14 protein-coding genes are annotated in these 17842 nt (G+C 65.6%); all 14 read right to left on the minus strand.

Annotation, left to right across the window (positions count from 1 at the left end; all coding sequences use genetic code 11):
- Positions 1–275: 275 nt before the first annotated feature.
- Positions 276–1973 (minus strand): methyl-accepting chemotaxis protein, encoded by a 1698-nt coding sequence (locus AC1DXS_RS23790; RefSeq protein ID WP_477739909.1) that lies wholly within the window; start codon positions 1971–1973, stop codon positions 276–278.
- A gap of 42 nt (positions 1974–2015) precedes the next feature.
- A complete protein-coding gene (locus tag AC1DXS_RS23795; protein ID WP_477739910.1) occupies positions 2016–2504 on the minus strand; it encodes a chemotaxis protein CheW in 489 nt (162 codons plus the stop codon).
- 872 nt (positions 2505–3376) lie between these two features.
- Positions 3377–5083: a methyl-accepting chemotaxis protein gene (locus AC1DXS_RS23800; protein WP_477739911.1), complete on the minus strand. Its 1707-nt coding sequence runs from the start codon at positions 5081–5083 to the stop codon at positions 3377–3379.
- 34 nt (positions 5084–5117) lie between these two features.
- Entirely contained in the window at positions 5118–5609 is a 492-nt protein-coding gene (locus AC1DXS_RS23805) for a chemotaxis protein CheW (protein ID WP_477739912.1), read from the minus strand.
- Positions 5610–6342: 733 nt separating this feature from the next.
- Positions 6343–7158, minus strand: coding sequence for an RNA polymerase sigma factor FliA (locus tag AC1DXS_RS23810; RefSeq protein ID WP_477739913.1), 816 nt, complete (start codon positions 7156–7158; stop codon positions 6343–6345).
- A 36-nt stretch (positions 7159–7194) separates the two neighbouring features.
- Positions 7195–7887, minus strand: a complete 693-nt coding sequence (locus tag AC1DXS_RS23815) for a MinD/ParA family ATP-binding protein (protein WP_477739914.1) — start codon at positions 7885–7887, stop codon at positions 7195–7197.
- A 10-nt stretch (positions 7888–7897) separates the two neighbouring features.
- On the minus strand, positions 7898–10225 hold the full coding sequence (gene flhF / locus AC1DXS_RS23820; RefSeq protein WP_477739915.1) for a flagellar biosynthesis protein FlhF: 2328 nt from the start codon (positions 10223–10225) through the stop codon (positions 7898–7900).
- On the minus strand, positions 10222–12288 hold the full coding sequence (gene flhA, locus AC1DXS_RS23825) for a flagellar biosynthesis protein FlhA (RefSeq protein WP_477739921.1): 2067 nt from the start codon (positions 12286–12288) through the stop codon (positions 10222–10224). The genes flhF and flhA overlap by 4 nt, the downstream gene beginning before the upstream one ends.
- 17 nt (positions 12289–12305) lie before the next feature.
- Positions 12306–13475, minus strand: coding sequence for a flagellar biosynthesis protein FlhB (gene flhB, locus AC1DXS_RS23830; RefSeq protein ID WP_477739916.1), 1170 nt, complete (start codon positions 13473–13475; stop codon positions 12306–12308).
- A gap of 383 nt (positions 13476–13858) precedes the next feature.
- Complete coding sequence (gene cheZ / locus AC1DXS_RS23835) at positions 13859–14518, minus strand: protein phosphatase CheZ (protein ID WP_477739917.1); 660 nt, start codon at positions 14516–14518, stop codon at positions 13859–13861.
- A gap of 1 nt (position 14519) precedes the next feature.
- Positions 14520–14918, minus strand: coding sequence for a chemotaxis response regulator CheY (gene cheY, locus AC1DXS_RS23840; RefSeq protein ID WP_007873092.1), 399 nt, complete (start codon positions 14916–14918; stop codon positions 14520–14522).
- Between the two features lie 91 nt (positions 14919–15009).
- Entirely contained in the window at positions 15010–16089 is a 1080-nt protein-coding gene (locus tag AC1DXS_RS23845; protein ID WP_477739918.1) for a protein-glutamate methylesterase/protein-glutamine glutaminase, read from the minus strand.
- A 14-nt stretch (positions 16090–16103) separates the two neighbouring features.
- Entirely contained in the window at positions 16104–16775 is a 672-nt protein-coding gene (cheD, locus tag AC1DXS_RS23850) for a chemoreceptor glutamine deamidase CheD (RefSeq protein WP_477739919.1), read from the minus strand.
- A complete protein-coding gene (locus tag AC1DXS_RS23855) occupies positions 16772–17632 on the minus strand; it encodes a CheR family methyltransferase (protein WP_477739920.1) in 861 nt (286 codons plus the stop codon). The genes cheD and AC1DXS_RS23855 overlap by 4 nt, the downstream gene beginning before the upstream one ends.
- Positions 17633–17842 lie beyond the last annotated feature (210 nt).

A 17842-nucleotide genomic window follows, 5' to 3' on the forward strand; every position in this document is an offset into this window, starting at 1 on the left:
GGCTGGGCCGAGGAGCGCAGAGACAAGCGGATCAGGGCAAAAACGTGTTTGAGCCGCAGGCGAGTTGTTTTTGACCCCGCTTGGCTCGAGCACCGCAGGTTGCCCGCAGCGAAGCGGAGGGACCCAGACTGCGGGTCGCCTTTCTTTTGGGTACTTTTCTTTGGCGAAGCAAAGAAAAGTGCCTCGCCCGCCGGGGCGAGTCCCGGCCAGCCGTACTCAGCAAGAGAACAGAGGAGATAAGAGAACCGAGGCGCGCCCGCCGGCGCAAGACCCGGCTAAAACGTTTCCCAGTTGCCGCCGGCCACGGCCAGCTCACCCGCAGGAGCTGCCGGCCTGCGCGGCGCGGCAATCGCCTCGCGCACTTGCGGCGGCTGTTTGGGCGTCGCGGGCCGGGCCACATGGGCGCGTTGATGTTGCGCAGCCGGCGCATGCCCGCCGCTCACCTTGAACACACTCACCACCTGCGACAGGCCGCTGGCCTGCTCTTGCAAGGAGGACGCCGCGGCGGCCGCCTGCTCAACGAGTGCCGCGTTCTGCTGCGTGACCTGGTCCATCTGCGTGATCGCCTGGTTGATCTGCTCAATGCCGGAGGTCTGTTCCTGGCTGGCCGCGGTGATCTCGGCCATGATGTCGGTCACACGTTTGACGCTGTCGACAATCTCGTCCATGGTCTTTCCGGCTTCGGCGACCTGCTTGCTGCCTTCTTCGACTTTGTCCACCGAGTCGCCAATGAGGGTTTTGATTTCCTTGGCGGCCGCAGCACTGCGCTGGGCCAGGTTGCGCACTTCGGCGGCAACGACGGCAAAGCCTCGGCCCTGTTCACCGGCTCTTGCCGCTTCAACAGCGGCGTTCAAAGCCAGGATATTGGTTTGAAACGCAATGCCGTCAATCACACCGATGATGTCCACAATCTTGCGCGACGACGCATTGATCGCGCCCATGGTGCCGACCACTTCAGCGACCACGCTGCCACCCTTGACCGCGACACTGGACGCGGACACCGCCAGCTGGTTGGCCTGGCGGGCATTGTCGGCATTCTGTTTAACCGTGGAAGTCAATTCCTCCATCGAGGCCGCCGTCTCTTCCAGCGAACTCGCCTGCTGCTCGGTGCGCGATGACAAATCATGGTTGCCCGCCGCGATCTCGCTGCTGGCCGTGGCAATCGTGTCCGTGCCGCTGCGCACATTGCCGACGATACCCACCAGGTTGTCCTGCATGGTCTTCAGGGCCTGCAGCAGTTCGGCCGCTTCATCACGGCCCTCGCTGTGGACGGGCTGGGTCAGGTCGCCGTCGGCGATGAAGCGCGCGCTGCGGGCCGCCTGCCGCAAAGGCCGGGTGATGGAACGCGTCAGCACAACCGCCGATGCAGTGCCCAGCAGCAAGGCCAGCACAGCGCCCACCACCAGTATCCATTTGCCCTGGTCCGCGTTCTTCTCGGCGTTCAGCAGCGCCTCGTCGTACAGGTTTTGCTGGTGCTCCTCCAGCTGGTGGATGCTCTCGCTGTAGGCTTCGGCCAGCGGCTTGAGCTCGCGCTCCAGTACGGCGGTGACGTCCTCGCCGGCATGCCGCCGCTTGAGCACGGCCGAGCGCGGCGTTCGGTAGGCTTCGCGCGCGGCGTCGATGCTGGCCAGGAGCTTTTTACCCTCTTCAGTCTGGACCAGCTCGACCAGCCGCTTGCGCGAGGCATTCGAGATTTCCGAAGTCTTGTCCATGTCGGCCTGCCACATGGGGATGCGGCTGGTGTCCGCGTCCAGGATGGAGGCGCGGGTGCGCACCCAGTTGAGGTCAATGGTCTGGCGCCATTGCACCGCCATCCTGAGTTGCTCGTTGTCGACGGTGCCGAGGCGGTGGGTCGTGTCGGCCAGGCCCTGCAGGCGCCAGACGCCGGTGGCGGAAATCACCGCCATGATGAAAAGGATCAGGCCGAAAGCCAGCGCAAGGCGGCTGCCGACCTTGATGTTGTTGAGTGTCATGGGAGAACTTTCAAAAAGCGAAGGATGGGCCGGGCCGGGGAATCAGGCGGTGGCGCGCTCTATCAGCGCCATGTCGCTGCTGGACATGAGCTTGTCGATATCAACGAGGATGAGCATGCGCTCGTCCAGCGTGCCCAGGCCTATGAGGTATTCGGTGTCCAGCAGCGCGCCCATCTCGGGCGCGGGCCTGACCTGGTCGGATTCCAGCGTGATCACGTCCGAGACGCTGTCCACCACCATGCCCATCACCCGGCTGGCGATGTTCAAAATGATGACCACGGTGAACTGGTCGTAGCTGGGCGTGCCGAGATTGAACTTGATGCGCATGTCCACAATCGGCACGATGATGCCGCGCAGGTTGACCACGCCCTTGATGTGTTCGGGCGCATTGGCGATGCGCGTCACCGTGTCGTAACCGCGCAGCTCCTGCACTTTCTGGATGTCCACGCCGTACTCTTCCTGACCCAGCCTGAAGGCCAGGAATTCGAGTGATTTACCGGCTGCGGCGGGGCTGCTGTTTGTTTCGGGCATACGGATTCCTTGGACTCGATGGGGATGTCTGTATGAGGTGTATCGGCCGCTTGTGGTGAAAACTTAAGGTTGGGGGGGTGAGCCGGGTCTTGCTCCGGCTGTGCGCGCTCTCCCCTCTCTTCCTTCCTCCCTTCATCGCCCTCTGCTGAGAGTTGCTGGCCGGGGGTGGCCCGGCGGCCAGTAACTTTCTTTTGCTTCGCCAAAAGAAAGTCACCAAAGAAAAGGCGACCCGCAGTCTGGGTCCCCTCCGCTGCGCTACGGGGCAACCTGCGGTGCTCGAGCCAAGCGGGGTCAAAAACAACTCGCTTCGCTCAGACACGTTTTTGCCCTGATCCGCTTGTCTCTGCGCTCCTCGGCCCAGCCAAGACGGGGCAATCGGGAGCGGAGACAAAAAACAAAGAAGACCAATACAAACAAGGACACGCCATGGCGTGTCCTTGTGGTTTAGGTATTCGGGGTTCTGCCTTCGGCTGTTGGCTGTTGGTAGTCGGGCCCCTTGTGTCTGCGCCGAGGAGCGCAGGTCCAGACGGATAAGGGCAAAAACGTGTCTGAGCGAAGCGAGTTGTTTTTGACCCCGTCTGGACCGAGCACCGCAGGCTGCCCCGTAGCGAAGCGAAGGGGACGCAGACACCAGGGTCGCCTTTTCTTTTGCTTACTTTTGGTGTTTGCGTAACTTCGCTGCGCGAAGTGAGCAAACCCCGCGCGCGTAGCGCGCCTTTTGGCGAACAAAAGAAAACCCGCTTTGCGGGTTTCGATAAAAGTGAGTAGCCGCCGGGCTACCCCCGGCCAACAAGCCTCAGCAGAGTAAGCAAAAAGACGAAGAGAGGAGAAGGAGGAAGGGGAAGAGCGCGCAAGCCGGAGCAAGACCCGGCTTAAAAATTTTCCCAGTTCCCGCCGCCCGCGACCGCCAGTTCGCCGCCTGCAACCGCAGGTTTGCGCGCCCCCGCAATCGCCTGCCGCGCCTGGGGCGGTTGTTTCGGTGTAGCGGCCGGCCGGCTTGGCGCGGGGCGGTGGTACGCCTGGGCAACATGGCCGCCCTCGACCTTGAACACGCTGACAGCCTGCGACAAACCGCTGGCCTGCTCCTGCAACGACAAAGCCGCAGCGGCCGCTTGCTCCACCAGCGCCGCATTCTGCTGGGTCACCTGGTCCATCTGCGTGATCGCCTGGTTGATCTGCTCGATGCCCGAGGTCTGCTCTTGGCTGGCCGCGGTGATCTCGGCCATGATGTCGGTCACGCGTTTRACGCTGTCGACAATCTCGTCCATGGTCTTGCCGGCTTCGGCGACCTGGCTGCTGCCCTCYTCGACCTTGCTCACCGAATCRTCGATCAAGGTCTTGATCTCTTTAGCGGCTGCGGCACTGCGCTGGGCCAGGTTGCGMACTTCRGCGGCMACSACSGCAAAGCCYCTGCCCTGTTCGCCGGCACGCGCGGCTTCCACGGCGGCATTGAGCGCCAGGATATTGGTCTGGAAGGCAATGCCGTCAATCACGCCAATGATGTCCACAATCTTGCGCGAGGACGCATTGATCGCGCCCATGGTTCCCACCACTTCGGCCACCACGCTGCCGCCCTTGACTGCAACGCTGGACGCGGACACCGCCAGCTGGTTGGCCTGGCGTGCGTTGTCGGCATTCTGTTTGACGGTGGAGGTCAGCTCTTCCATGGAAGCAGCGGTTTCTTCGAGCGAACTCGCCTGCTGTTCGGTGCGTGACGACAAATCATGGTTGCCTGCCGCGATCTCGCTGCTGGCCGTGGCAATCGTGTCCGTGCCGCTGCGCACATTGCCGACGATGCCCACCAGGCTGTCGTTCATGTCTTTCAGCGCCTGCATGAGCTGGCCGGTTTCGTCCTGGCTCTCCACCTCAATCCGGCTGGTCAGGTCGCCCGACGCGACCGCGCGTGCCACCTGCACCGCATGCGACAGGGGCCGGGTGATGCTGCGCGCCAGCAGCCAGGCCAGCAAGGCGCCCAGGCCCAGCGAGAACACGCTGCAGACGACCAGCAGCAGGCTGATCCTCGCGCGCAAGTCCTCGCTGCGCTGCGCGGCTTCGTCGAGCAGCTGGCGTTCGGTGTCGACCATTTTCTGCACGCCGGCCAGGTAGGCGCGCGAGGTGGGCTCAAAGCGCTCGGTAAAAACGCGGTTCGCGCCTTCAAGGTCCCCCGCCTGCTTGGCCTTGCTGACGTCCTCGCGTGCGGCCAGGTAGATCTTGCGCAGCTCGCCCACCTTGTCGAACAGCTGCTTTTTCTCGGGCGTGTCCATCTGCTGCTCCAGGAATTTCTGCAGCTCATTGGTGTTCTTGATCGAGGTTTCGGACGCCGGCGCGAAATACGGAATCAGGCTGGCGTCGCTGCTCTTGGCGATGGCCGCGGCGCGCTGTATGCCCGCGGTGGTGTGGCGCAGCCAGTCGGAACCGGCCCGCTCGGTCTTCACATTTTTCTCGACCATGGTCTTGATTTCCTCGCCCAGCTGGCTGAGCTTGAAGACCGCGAGCACGCTGCTCGTCACAAACAGCGCAAGAATGAGGCCGACCACGGCGGCCAGACGCTTGCCGATGGAGATATTGCCTAAGAACATGATGAAAACTCCAGAACAAATAGGGGACGGCCGCTTATTGCGCGGCGGCGGTGTTGATCAGGGCCATGTCGCTGCTGGACATGAGCTTGTCGATGTCGACCAGGATGAGCATGCGCTCGTCCAGCGTGCCCAGGCCAATGAGGTATTCGGTGTCCAGCAGCGCGCCCATTTCGGGTGCGGGCCTGACCTGGTCGGATTCCAGCGTGATCACGTCCGACACACTGTCCACCACCATGCCCATCACCCGGCTGGCGATGTTCAGGATGATCACCACGGTGAACTGGTCGTAGCTGGGCGTGCCGAGATTGAACTTGATGCGCATGTCCACAATCGGCACGATGATGCCGCGCAGGTTGACCACGCCCTTGATGTGTTCGGGCGCATTGGCGATGCGCGTGACCGTGTCGTAGCCGCGCAGCTCCTGCACTCTCTGGATGTCCACGCCGTACTCTTCCCGGCCCAGCCTGAAGGCCAGGAATTCGAGTGATTTACCGGCTGCGGCGGGGCTGCTGTTTGTTTCGTGCATACGGATTCCTTTGGAATGAATGGATGTCTTTATCTATCTTTTATCTATCGTTCATCTATCGACTGGCCTGATGAAAACTTAAGTTTGGGGGCCGGGTCTTGCGCCGGCTGAGCGTGCTCTCCCCTCTCCTCCTTCCTCCCTTCACCGCCCTCTTCTTGGTTCTGCTGGCCGGGGGTTGCCCGGCGGCAACTCACTTTTCTTTTGCTTCGCCAAAAGAAAAGTAAGCAAAAGAAAAGGCGACCCTGGTGTCTGCGTCCCCTCCGCTGCGCTACGGGGCAGCCTGCGGTGCTCGGCCCAGACGGGGTCAAAAACAACTCGCTGCGCTCAAACACGTTTTTGCCCTTATCCGTCTGGACCTGCGCTCCTCGGCGCATACACAAGGGGCCCGACTACCAACAGCCAAACAGCCGAAGACAGAACCCCGAATACCCAAACAAGGACACGCCACGGCGTGTCCTTGTTTTTTGTCCCCGCTCCCGATTGCCCCGTCCTGGCTGGGCCGAGGAGCGCAGAGACAAGCGGATCAGGGCAAAAACGTGTTTGAGCCGCAGGCGAGTTGTTTTTGACCCCGCTTGGCTCGAGCACCGCAGGTTGCCCCGTAGCGCAGCGCAGGGGACCCAGACTGCGGGTCGCCTTTTCTTTGGTGACTTTCTTTTGGCGAAGCAAAAGAAAGTTACTTGCCGCCGGGCAACCCCCGGCCAGCAAGCCCATGCAGAGGGCAAGAGCAGACACCTCACAACATAACCCTCGCAACCCGGGGGCGGGCGGCAGCCGGCGCCGCTGCGGGCTTGCGCGGCGCCACCTCCAACCCCAGCACCTCCGCCAGGCCGGCGCGCAGCCGGCTGATGGCCTGGCTGTGCAGCTGGCAGACGCGTGACTGGGTCACGTCGAGCACCGCGCCTATCTCGCGCAGGTTCAGCTCTTCGTCGTAATAAAGGCTCAGCAGCAACTGCTCGCGCTCGGGCAGTTCACCGATGGCGGCGATGAGTTGCCGCCGGAAGTCGCCCTGCAGCAGCTGCGTGAGCGGCTCGTCGGCCAGCACGCGGTCGCCGTGGTCTTGCCGGTCCAGAAAACTGCTCTCGCCGTTCTCGCTGTCGCCGCGCTCAAAGTCTTCGTAATACACAAGCTGGCAGCCGTGTATCTCCTGCAGCAGTTGCTGGTAGGCCGCCAGGGGCAGCTCCATGGCCTGGGCGATTTCGCTTTCGCTGGGCGCGCGGCCCAGCTTCTGCTCCTGCGCGCGCACCGCCATGGACACGCTGCGCGAGGACTTGCGCAGGCCGCGCGACACCCAGTCGTTGGCGCGCAGCTCGTCGAGCATGGCGCCGCGTATGCGCTGGCTCGCGTAGGTTTCAAACTTCGCGCCCTGGTCGTCCTGGTATTTTTCGGCGGCGTCCAGCAGGCCCATCATGCCGACCTGAATCAGGTCGTCCAGCTCCACACTGGCCGGCAGCCTGGCGATCAGCTGCAGCGCCAGCCTGCGCACCAGCGGCGCGTGCTGGGCCAGCAGTTCCGGCGCGGACTGGGCCATCTTTCCCTGGGGGGTGTACATGGAAGGATTCCTCCTGCTTCTTGAACGGTAGAGAGATCAGGCGGCGGCGCGGGACACCGCCGGGGACCGCTCCCGGGGCGCAGGCCCCGAAGGTGATTCCTGGCGTTCCGAAGGCACCGGCCAGCGCAGCAAATCGGCGGCAAGCGCATCGACGTCCAGCGCGGCCGGGCTGCCCGGGAAGGCTTGCACCACGCTCATGTTGAGCCAGCGCGCCTGCGCCAGCTGCACGTCCTCGCGTATGCAGCCGGCCGGCTCCAGCGCCAGCCCGAGGTAGCCGCGCGCGACGCTGGCCAGGTTGGCCAAGATGCGGGCGGCATCACCCTCATCCATCGCATGGTTGACCAGCACGCGCATGCGCTGCAGCGCGTGCGCCTGCTGCAGCCGCTTGATGCAGGCATAGGCGGCCGTGATGGCTTCCACCTGCGGCCGCAGCAGCACCACCACGTCGTCGGCCCGGGCCGCCAGCGGCGAGAGCAGGCCCTCGCCGTCCAGCCGCGCATCCACCAGCACCAGCCGGCCCTGGCTGCGCGCATACGCTTGCGGCGCATCGCCGCGCTCATCGTGCAGGCGAACGTCCTGGCCCAGCCGGGCCAGCGCCGCCGCGATGTTCATGGTGATGCTGCTCACGCCCACGCCGGGCGCGCCGCCCACAAAAGCCAGCAGCCGGCCCGGGCTGTTCGCCATGAGGCGCCTGAGCCCGTCGGCCTGGTCGCTGCCCGGTGTCTTCACGGTTTCATCCTCAGCCGCGCGCGGCGGGCAGGTGCGCGGGGGACGGCGCGGCCATGCCTTCCGTCTCCAGCGCGTCGAGCAACACCAGCAGCTTGCCCAGGCCTTCGAGCAGTACGGCGGCCGGCACGGGCCGGCCCGCTTTCGGCGCGCGCCCCGCCAGTTGCGCGAGCGCCGCGCGTGCCGTATCGGCCCAGGCGTCCCGCAGGCCCTGCAGCAAAAAGACGGTGGCGCAGGCGCGGCCGGCAATCAGCCGGCGCGCGGGTGCAGCAGCCGCATCGAGCTGGCTGAAGCCCTGGCCCAGCAGTTTGAAATACGGTTCGGCGGCGCTGCGCCAGCTGGGCCACTGCGCCAGGCTGTGGGCCGGGACGCGCAGGCCCTCGCCGGCCAGCACGTAGCTGTGCGCCAGCAGCTTGCCGCTGTGCGCATCGACCATGCGCCTGACCACGCAGCGCAGCACCGGCAAGGGCGGCTGCGTGCCGGGGGCCATCTCACCCAGTTCGGGCCGCAGGCTGACACGCGCCTCGGCCACCGACATCAGGGCCGCCTTCTTGCGATACACCACGGGCTGGGCCGGGCCGAAATCCAGGCCCGCAGCCAAGCGGCCCAGTGTGCCGCGCGCGCCGGTCTCCGGGTCAACCATGCGCATGGCCGAGCCGCCGGCCGCCGCCCAGGCGCGCCCCTCGGCTTGCCACTGCCGGATCAAACCGGCCTCGGGCACCTGCGCGAACAGGTGGACCACGGTTTTGCCGAGCGCGGGCTGCAGCGCCCAGCCGGCGGGCTGCGCAGAATCCGCATCGCCCTGCAGTGGCACCGCAAACACCTTGCCCGTGCGGTCCGACAGCAGCAGCGTGCTGCCCAGCCCTGGCGCTGCTTCGCTCCCGCGCGCCTCACCGGCCACGGCCAGCACATGGTCGCCGCACAGCGCGGCACTGCCCTCAATCGCCTGGGACAGCAGCATCTGCGAGACACTCTGCGCGTCGCCGGCACCTGCGGGGTCGCAAAGCCGGCGCCACAGCGCACGCGTTTCCTCAAAACCTATGCCGCCCTGCGACAGCGCTGCCGCGTTGGCGGCCAGCGCCTGCGCGTTGTGCGTCAAGGCATTGATCAGTTGCCGGCATTGCGCGCGCAGGCGCTCGCTGGCGGCCTGCGCCTCATCGCCGCCTGCCGCGGGTTTGTCTTCCAGGTCGGACTCGCCGGGCACAAACAGCGCGCTGCGGCTTCGGGCCTGGAACACGCTGTCGACCAGGGCCTGGCCGTCAGCCGGCGCCAGGTGCTCGGGCACCTGCTGGCCGCTGGAGATGTAATGCACCGGCAGCTGGTGGCGTATCGCCATGTCGATCAGCGCGCCGGGGTGCGTGGCCTCGTCGACCTTGGTGAAGATGCAGCCCGCGAGGTCCCACTGCCCATCCGTTGCGCCATCGGCCTTCTCGCCGTGGCGGTAGGCCTGCACCACTTCGTTCAAGGTGTCGCCGTGGCTGGAGGCATTGAGCAGCAGCAGCCGCTTGACGGGCCGGCTCGCGCCGCACAGCATGGCGATCTGCCCGGCCACCGCGCGGTCGCGCTGGCTCATGCCCACGGTGTCTATCAGCACCATGTGCTTGTCGCGCAGGCCGGCCAGCACCCGGTCCAGGTCGGCCGCGTCTTTCACCGCATGCACCGACACGCCCAGGATCTGGCCGTAGATGCGCAACTGCTCGTACGCACCTATGCGGTAGCTGTCGGTGGTGACCAGCGCCAGCTTGTCGGCGCCGAAGCGCATCACGCAGCGCGCCGCGAGCTTGGCCGTGGTGGTGGTCTTGCCCACGCCGGTCGGGCCCATCAGCGCATAGACGCCGCCCTCGTCCAACAGCGCGCCTTCGTCCTCGAGCAGCGGCATGCGGCGCGCGAGCTCGGCCTTCGCATAGTCCATGCCCTGCGCCTGGCCCTGGCCCGTGGGCAGGTCCTGCAGGATGTCCTTGGCCAGGCGTGCGCTGAAACCCGCGCCCAGCAGGGTGCGCAGCAAATGGCCGCGCACCGGGTCGCGACGCTGCTTGTCGTTCCATGCCATGCCGGCGAGTTGCTCTTCGATCATGCCGCGCATGGAATGGATTTCGCGCAACACGGGGTCGCTTTCGACCGGGGCGGGCGTGGCCACCACAGCCGGCGCGGGTTCGGGTAGGGAGGTGGCGGCAAACTCCTCGAGCGCCGCGACGACTTCCACGCCATCGACCGTCACGCGGTTCGAAAGCACCACCGCATCGGGGCCCAGTTTTTCGCGCACCAGGCGCAAGGCCTCGCGGCTCGAAGGCGCGACGATCCGGCAGGTCTGTTCGGTGGCGTTGCTGCTGCGGCTGTTCACGTCGTGGCTCCAATCGTGGCGGTCACCTGGATGGTGCGGGTGTCGGGTATCTCAGCGTGCGACAGCACCTTGAGCTGCGGCAGGCTGCGGCGAAGGAAGCGCGCCAGCAGCACGCGCAGCGGGTGCTGCACCACCAGCACCGGCGCCAGGCCCAGCCCGGCCTGGCGGTCCATGGCCTGCTGGGCTTCGCGCAGCAGCCTGTCGGCCAGGCCCGGCTCCAGGCCGGCGCTGTTGGCCAGGGCCTGCAGCAGCACACGGTCCAGCGCGCTGTCCAGGCCTATCACCTGCAGGGCTTCGTTGCCCGGGAAGATCTGCTGCACGATGGCGCGCGACAGCGCCAGCCGTATCAGCGAGCTCAGTTCGGTGGTGTCGGTCACCGTGGGCCCGTGCTCGGCCAGCACGTCGAGGATGGTGCGCATATCGCGTATCGGCACGTTTTCCTCGAGCAGGTTTTGCAGCACTTTCTGCAGCGTGGTGAGCGAGAGCGTCTTGGGCACCAGGTCCTGCACCAGCATGGGCGACTCCTTGCCGATGCGGTCCAGCAGCTGCTGCACCTCCTGCCGGCCCAGCAGCTCGGCCGCATGCGCGTGGATGAGGTGGTTTAAATGCGTGGCCACCACGGTGCTGGCGTCGACCACGGTGTAGCCGTAGATCTGCGCCTGCTCGCGCAGGCCGCTGTCTATCCAGGTCGCGGGCAGGCCGAAAGCCGGGTCCTTGGTCTGCGTGCCCGGCAGGCTTGCGCTGACCTGGCCCGGGTTGATGGCCATCCACTGGCCGGGAAAGGCCTCGCCCTCGCCGATCTGCACGCCCTTGAGCTTGAGCACATAGGCGTTGGGCTTGATCTCCAGGTTGTCGCGGATGTGGACCACCGGCACCAGGAAACCGATGTCCTGCGCGAACTTCTTGCGTATGCTTTTGATGCGGCCCAGCAGCTCGCCGTTCTGGCTTTTGTCGACCAGCGAGATCAGCCGGTAGCCGACTTCCAGCCCCAGCGGATCCACCAGGGCCACGTCGTCCCAACTGGCCTCCTGCGATTCGGCCGGGGCCGGTGGCGGTGGGGCTTGCGCCGCTGCGGCCGCGCCCGCAGCGCCGCGCCGCGCAATGCGCCGCCCCAGCCAGACCAGGCCGCCCGCGATGATCAGAAACGCGATATTGGGCATGCCGGGGATCAGACCCATCAGGCCTATGACGCCGGCCGTCAGGAACAGCACCTGCGGATTCGCGAAGAGCTGGCCCGTGAGCTGGCCGCCCACGTCCTCGTCGGTGGTGACGCGCGAGACGATGACACCGGCCGCCGTGGAGATCACCAGTGCCGGGATCTGCGCGACCAGGCCGTCGCCGATCGCCAGCAAGGTGTAGCTCGTGGCCGCCTGCGAAAAATCCAGGCCGTGCTGGGCCATGCCGACGATGAGCCCGCCGATGATGTTGATCACCAGGATCAGCAGACCGGCCACGGCGTCGCCGCGCACAAACTTGCTGGCGCCGTCCATGGATCCGTAGAAGTCGGCTTCCTGCGCCACTTCGGCGCGGCGCTTGCGCGCCACGTCCTCGCCGATCAAGCCGGCATTGAGGTCGGCGTCGATCGCCATCTGCTTGCCCGGCATCGCGTCCAGCGTGAAGCGCGCACCCACCTCGGCGATGCGGCCCGCGCCCTTGGTGATGACCATGAAGTTGATCACCACCAGGATGATGAAAACCATCACGCCGACCGCGAAGTTGCCGCCCACCAGGAAATGGCCGAAAGCCTCGATCACCTTGCCGGCCGCGTCGGGTCCGGTGTGGCCTTCCATCAGCACCACGCGCGTGGAGGCGACGTTGAGCGACAGGCGCAGCAGCGTGGTGAACAGCAGCACGGCCGGGAAGGCCGCGAAGTCCAGCGCCTTCATGGTGTACATGCTGACCAGCAGCACCATGATGGACAGCGCGATGTTGAAGGTGAACAGCAGGTCCAGCAAAAACGGCGGCAGCGGCAGCACCATCATGCTGAGGATCAGGATGATGAGCACCGGGCCGGCCAGGCCCTTGCCTTTGCCGCCGGCCATCATCTGGCGCGGCAGGCGCATCAGGTCGTCGACCAGCGTCATGCGGCGGCTCCTGCCGGGGCAAGGGAGGCAAGGGGGGCATGTGGGTCCAGCGACTCAGGCACCGGCAGGTCGCGCGGCGCGCGCGGCGGCGCCACGCCGCCCTCGGCCGCGCGGCGCAGCTGGTAGGCCCAGGCCAGCACCTCGGCCACCGCCGAATACAGCGCCGCGGGGATCTCGTCACCGAGCTTGGTGTGGCGATACAGCGCGCGCGTCAGCGGCGGCGCTTCCAGCACCGGGATCTTGTGTTCCTCGGCCATGGCGCGTATGCGCAGGGCCACCAGGTCTGTGCCTTTGGCGATGACACGCGGCGCGCGCATGTCCTTGTCGATGTACTTGAGGGCGACCGCGAAGTGCGTCGGGTTGGTCACGACGATGTCGGCCTTGGGCACCTCGGCCATCATGCGGCGCTTGGCCATCTGTTGCTGCTGCCGGCGTATCTGCGCCTTGATGTGCGGGTCGCCCTCGCTTTCCTTGTTCTCCTGGCGCAGGTCTTCGCGCGACATGCGCAGCTTGCGCGCGTGGCTCCAGAGCTGGTAAGGCACGTCGATGCCGGCCACCAGCAGCAGCGAGGCGATGATCAGCGCGCAGCTGCCCGCCACCAGGTGCAGGGTGTGCGGCAGCGCGGCATGCGAGGGCTCACGCATCAGGCCCATGATGGCGCCCAGGTCGTCCGCGATCACCCACCAGGCGACGCCGCCCACCAGCGCCGACTTGAGCAAAGTCTTGACGAGTTCGGCCAGCGATTCGACCGAGAACATGCGGCCTATGCCGGCAACCGGGTTGAGCTTGGAAAAATTCGGCGCCAGCGATTTGCCCGACAGCAACCAGCCGCCCAGCAACATGGGCGCGACCAGCGCGGCCACCAGCATCATCAGCAGCACCGGCAGCAGCGCCTGCATGGCGTGCAGCACGGCGGTGCCGGCCTGGTTCATCATGTGCGAGGGATCAAAAGCCGAGGCACGCTCGAACTGCAGGCCGTTTCGCAGCGCGCTGTTGAAGTGCCCGCCCATCATCTCGCCCAGCATCCACAGGCCGGCCACACCGGTGCTGAGCATGACAAAGGTGACCAGCTCGCGCGACCGCGCCACCTGGCCTTCTTCGCGTGCCTTTTCCAGGCGGCGCGGCGAGGCCGGTTCGGTCTTTTCGAGCTCACTTTCTTCCGCCATCAGCACTCCGCAGAGCGAGGCGCAAGAGGCACCTCGTCATCAGAATTATTGAAGCGCAGGCCTGAAACCGATCTGCGAAACAGGCCCTGTATCGGGCTGTTCTTCAGGCAATAAGGGGGAAGTGCATGCGGGGAAAGGCGGGGGTGTTTCAGGGCCGCTGGCCCCCACCCCTGCCCTCCCCCAGCGGGGGAGGGAGCAAGAGCGATATTTACTCCTTCTCCACTGAGGGAGGGAGCAAGAGCGATATTTACTCCTTCTCCACTGAGGGAGGGAGCAAGAACGGTATTTACTCCTTCTCCACTGAGGGAGGGAGCAAGAACGGTATTTACTCCTTCCCCCGCTGGGGGAAGGTGGGGATGGGGGCCTGCGGCGCCTGAACCGGCTCAGAACCCGAGGCTGGCGAGCAGGTCGTCTACCTGCCCCTGCCCATCCACAGCATCCGCATTGCCAACCTTGATCTGCGGACCATTGAGCAGACCCTGGCCCGCCTCCTGCGCTTCCTGGCGCTTGTCCGGCGGCGCGTTGTCGATCAGCAGCTGCAGCAGCTGCGTCTCCATGTCCTTGATCACGTCCATCATTTTCTTGATGACCTGGCCGGTCAGGTCCTGGAAGTCCTGGGCCATCATGATCTCCATGAGCTGCGCATTGGTGGCGCTGGCCTGCTGCGGCGCTTCGGCCAGGTAGCTGCGCGTGTCTTTCACCAGCTCGCGCGCATCGGACAACTCGACTGGGCTGGCGAACCAGCCGTCCCAGCGCTTGCCGAGCTCCACCGCCTGCTTGGCCAGGCTGTCCTGTATGGGCTGGGCCACGTCGATGGCGTTGAGCGCCCTTTCGGCCGCGCGTTCGGTCATCTGGGCCACATAGCTCAGGCGGTCGCGCGCATCGGGAATCGCCTCGGCCGCGCGGGCAATGCTTTTGTCCAGGCCCAGTTCGCGCATGCCCTCGCGCATCTGGCGCGTCAAATGGCCGATGCGGTTGACCAGCTGCTCGGCCGAATCGCCGGCGGCCGCGGGGTGCAATGCTACGGCTTGGTGTGCTTCCATGTCAGGCACCTTCCTTCTCGATCTTTTCGAAGATCTTGTTGATCTTTTCCTCCAGCGTCACGGCGGTGAAGGGCTTGACCACATAGCCGTTGGCGCCGGCCTGCGCGGCCGCGATGATGTTTTCTTTTTTTGCCTCGGCCGTCACCATGAGCACCGGCAGTTTGGCGAACTGCGGGTCGGCGCGTATGGCTTGCAGCATGGCCAGGCCGTCCATGTTGGGCATATTCCAGTCCGAGACCACAAAGCCGTAGCTGCCGGTCTTGACCTTTTCCAGGCCGGCGGCACCGTCCTCGGCCTCGTCGACGTTGACGAACTCCAGCTCCTTGAGCAGGTTGCGCACGATACGGCGCATGGTCGGGAAGTCATCCACGACCAGAATCTTGATGTTTTTGTCAACCACACTTCACTCCAGTTCTTGTCCAGTTTTCATTCAGTTTTACGATGGCCTTTACGACCGGCTTTACGGCCGGTTTGGCGTTCAGCTTGAGGTCTTACACCCGGTTGGCGCGCTCCCCGAGAGAGCGCAGGTGCGCCAGCACACGCTGGCTGATCTCGCGCAGCGGTGCCACCTCGGCCACCGCGCCCAGCGCCACGGCCTCGCGCGGCATGCCGTAGACCACGCAACTCGCCTCGTCCTGCGCGATGGTGTGGGCGCCGGCCTGGCGCATGCGCATCAGGCCCTCGGCGCCGTCGCGCCCCATGCCGGTCAGGATCACGCCGATGGCGTTCTTGCCCCCATGGCGCGCGGCCGAATCAAACAGCACGTCCACCGAAGGCCGGTGCCGGTTCACCGGCGGCTCCTGGTCGACCTGGGCCACATAGTTGGCGCCGCTGCGCGTGAGCGACAGATGAAAACCGCCCGGCGCGATGTAGGCATGGCCGGGCAGCACGCGCTCGCCGTGCACCGCTTCCGACACAGCGATGCGGCAGATGCCGTTCAGCCGCTGCGCAAACGAATGGGTAAACCCCGCCGGCATGTGCTGAGCGACGAGGATGGCCGGGCTGTCGGGCGGCAGCGGCTGCAGCACCTCGCGTATGGCCTCGGTACCACCGGTGGAGGCGCCGATGATGATGAGTTTTTCGGTGCTCAGGAGCGGGCTGTGCAGCAGGGGTGCCTCACCACCGGCCGCGCCGCCGGCAGGCGCCGCGCGCCGCACCGGCAGCAGCCTGGCACTGGCCGCAATGCGAATCTTGCCGGCGATCAAATCGGTATAAGACAGCAGGCCGTCGCGTATGCCCAGGCGCGGCTTGGTCACAAAGTCGATCGCACCCAATTCGAGCGCGCGCAGCGCGGCTTCGGAGCCGCGCTCGGTCAGCGACGACACCATCACCACCGGCATGGGCCGCAGCCGCATGAGCTTTTCCAGGAACTCCAGGCCGTCCATGCGCGGCATTTCCACGTCCAGCGTCATCACATCGGGGTTGTGCTGCTTGACCAGGTCGCGCGCGACCAGCGGGTCGGAAGCCGTGGCCACCACCACCATGTCGGGCTGGCTGTTGATGATTTCGGTCATCAGGCTGCGTATCAGCGCCGAGTCGTCGACGCACAGCACCTTGATCTTGTTGTTCATGCCCACGCTCCCGCTCATAAGGCCCACGCATTCCTGCCGGCCGCGCCTGCCCCCGCAGCCGTGCCGTTGCTGTTGTTGAATATCTCCACCCCTTCGCGCCGCGCCGGCTTGCGCAAGGTCGCGGCCAGCGCCTGCTCCTCGTCCCGCACCAGCGCCACGTCGTCCTGCTGGCGCAGCTTGCGCATGGTGACCCTGCCCGTCACCGGGAAGTAGTTGATGCGCCGCGGGTAGTTGCCGCGCAAGTCCTGCGCCGCCACCCGCACCTGTTCCATCTGCAAATAGCGCAACACAAAATCGGCATTGCGTTCGCCGATGTTGAGCAAGGTCATATTGGCCAGCACCGCGCCGCCGCCAAAGACCTTGGCCTCCAGCCGCTCGCGCCGCGCGCCGGCCTTGAACAGTTCGTTGAGCAGCATTTCCATCGCATAGGCGCCGTAGCGCATGGAGGCCGCCGCGCCGCGGGTGCCGGGCTCGGCGTCCTCGGGCAGCATGAAATGGTTCATGCCGCCTATGCCGGCCACGGCATCGCGCACGCAGGCCGAGACACAGGAGCCCAGCACGGTGGTCAGCACCATGTCGCTGGCGGTCACAAAGTATTCGCCCGGCAGCAGCTTGACCGCCGCGATGTTGAATTCACGGTCGAAATAGTGGTGGGTGGCCAGGGTCTCCCGGTGCGCCGTGGTCATGGCGAGGCCCCGACCCTCTCGTACACCGTCTGGCCCCTGAGGCGAAAGATGTCGCTGGCGAAAGAAAAGTTTTCCGAATGCCCGGCAAACAACAGGCCGTGCGGCTTCAGCAGCGGCGCAAAGCGCTGCAGGATGCGGCCCTGCGTGGGTTTGTCGAAGTAGATCATCACATTGCGGCAGAAGATCGCGTCAAAAGGCTCGCGCAGCGCCCACCTGGCATCCAGCAGGTTGAGCTGCTCGAACTTCACCATGGCCGCAACTTCGGGCCGTATGCGCACCTTGCCGGCCTGCGCGCCCGCGCCCTTCAAGAAAAAGCGCTTGAGCCGCGCCGGCGAGAGCTTGCTGACCTGCTCCATCGTGAAGATGCCGGCCTGGGCCTTGGCCAGCACCTGGGTGTCGATGTCGGTGGCCATCACGCTGGCCGCCGCGGCGGCGCGATCGCCCAGCGCTTCGATCAAGGTCATCGCAATCGAATAGGGCTCCTCGCCCGTGGAGGCGGCCGAGCACCACACACTCATGGGCTGGGCGCATTTTTTGGCATGCTCGGCCAGCAGCGGGAAATGGTGGGCCTCACGGAAAAAGGCCGTGAGGTTGGTGGTCAGCGCATTGGTGAACTGCTGCCACTCGTCGCCATGCGGGTCAGCCTCCAGAAAGCGCAGGTAGCTCGCGAACTCGGTCAGCCGCAGCTCGCGCAGGCGCCGCGCCAGCCGGCTGTAGACCATTTGCCGTTTCTGCGTGCTCAGGGCAATGCCCGCCCGCTGGTGGATCAGCGTGCGTATTTTCGAAAAATCATGGTCCGTCAGGAGGAAATCCGGACCGGCCGACGAGGCCGCGGCGCCATGCAGGGGTGTGTTCATAGGTGTTCATGCCATCGCGCGCAGGGCACGCGCCTTGTGCACAGGGAAATGGCGATGCTTCAATGTACAAAGGCTGTGCAGTGCGTCATGGACTGAAAAGCATGAGAAAACACCCGCTACTTCAGCGATGGCGAGGCGGCGGGCTCGGGCAAGGGTTCTTGCTCCCGCCCCCAGCCGGGAAGGAGCGAACCCTCTTGCACCCTCCCCCAC

It is taken from the genome of Polaromonas sp. P3_B1, assembly GCF_056402935.1.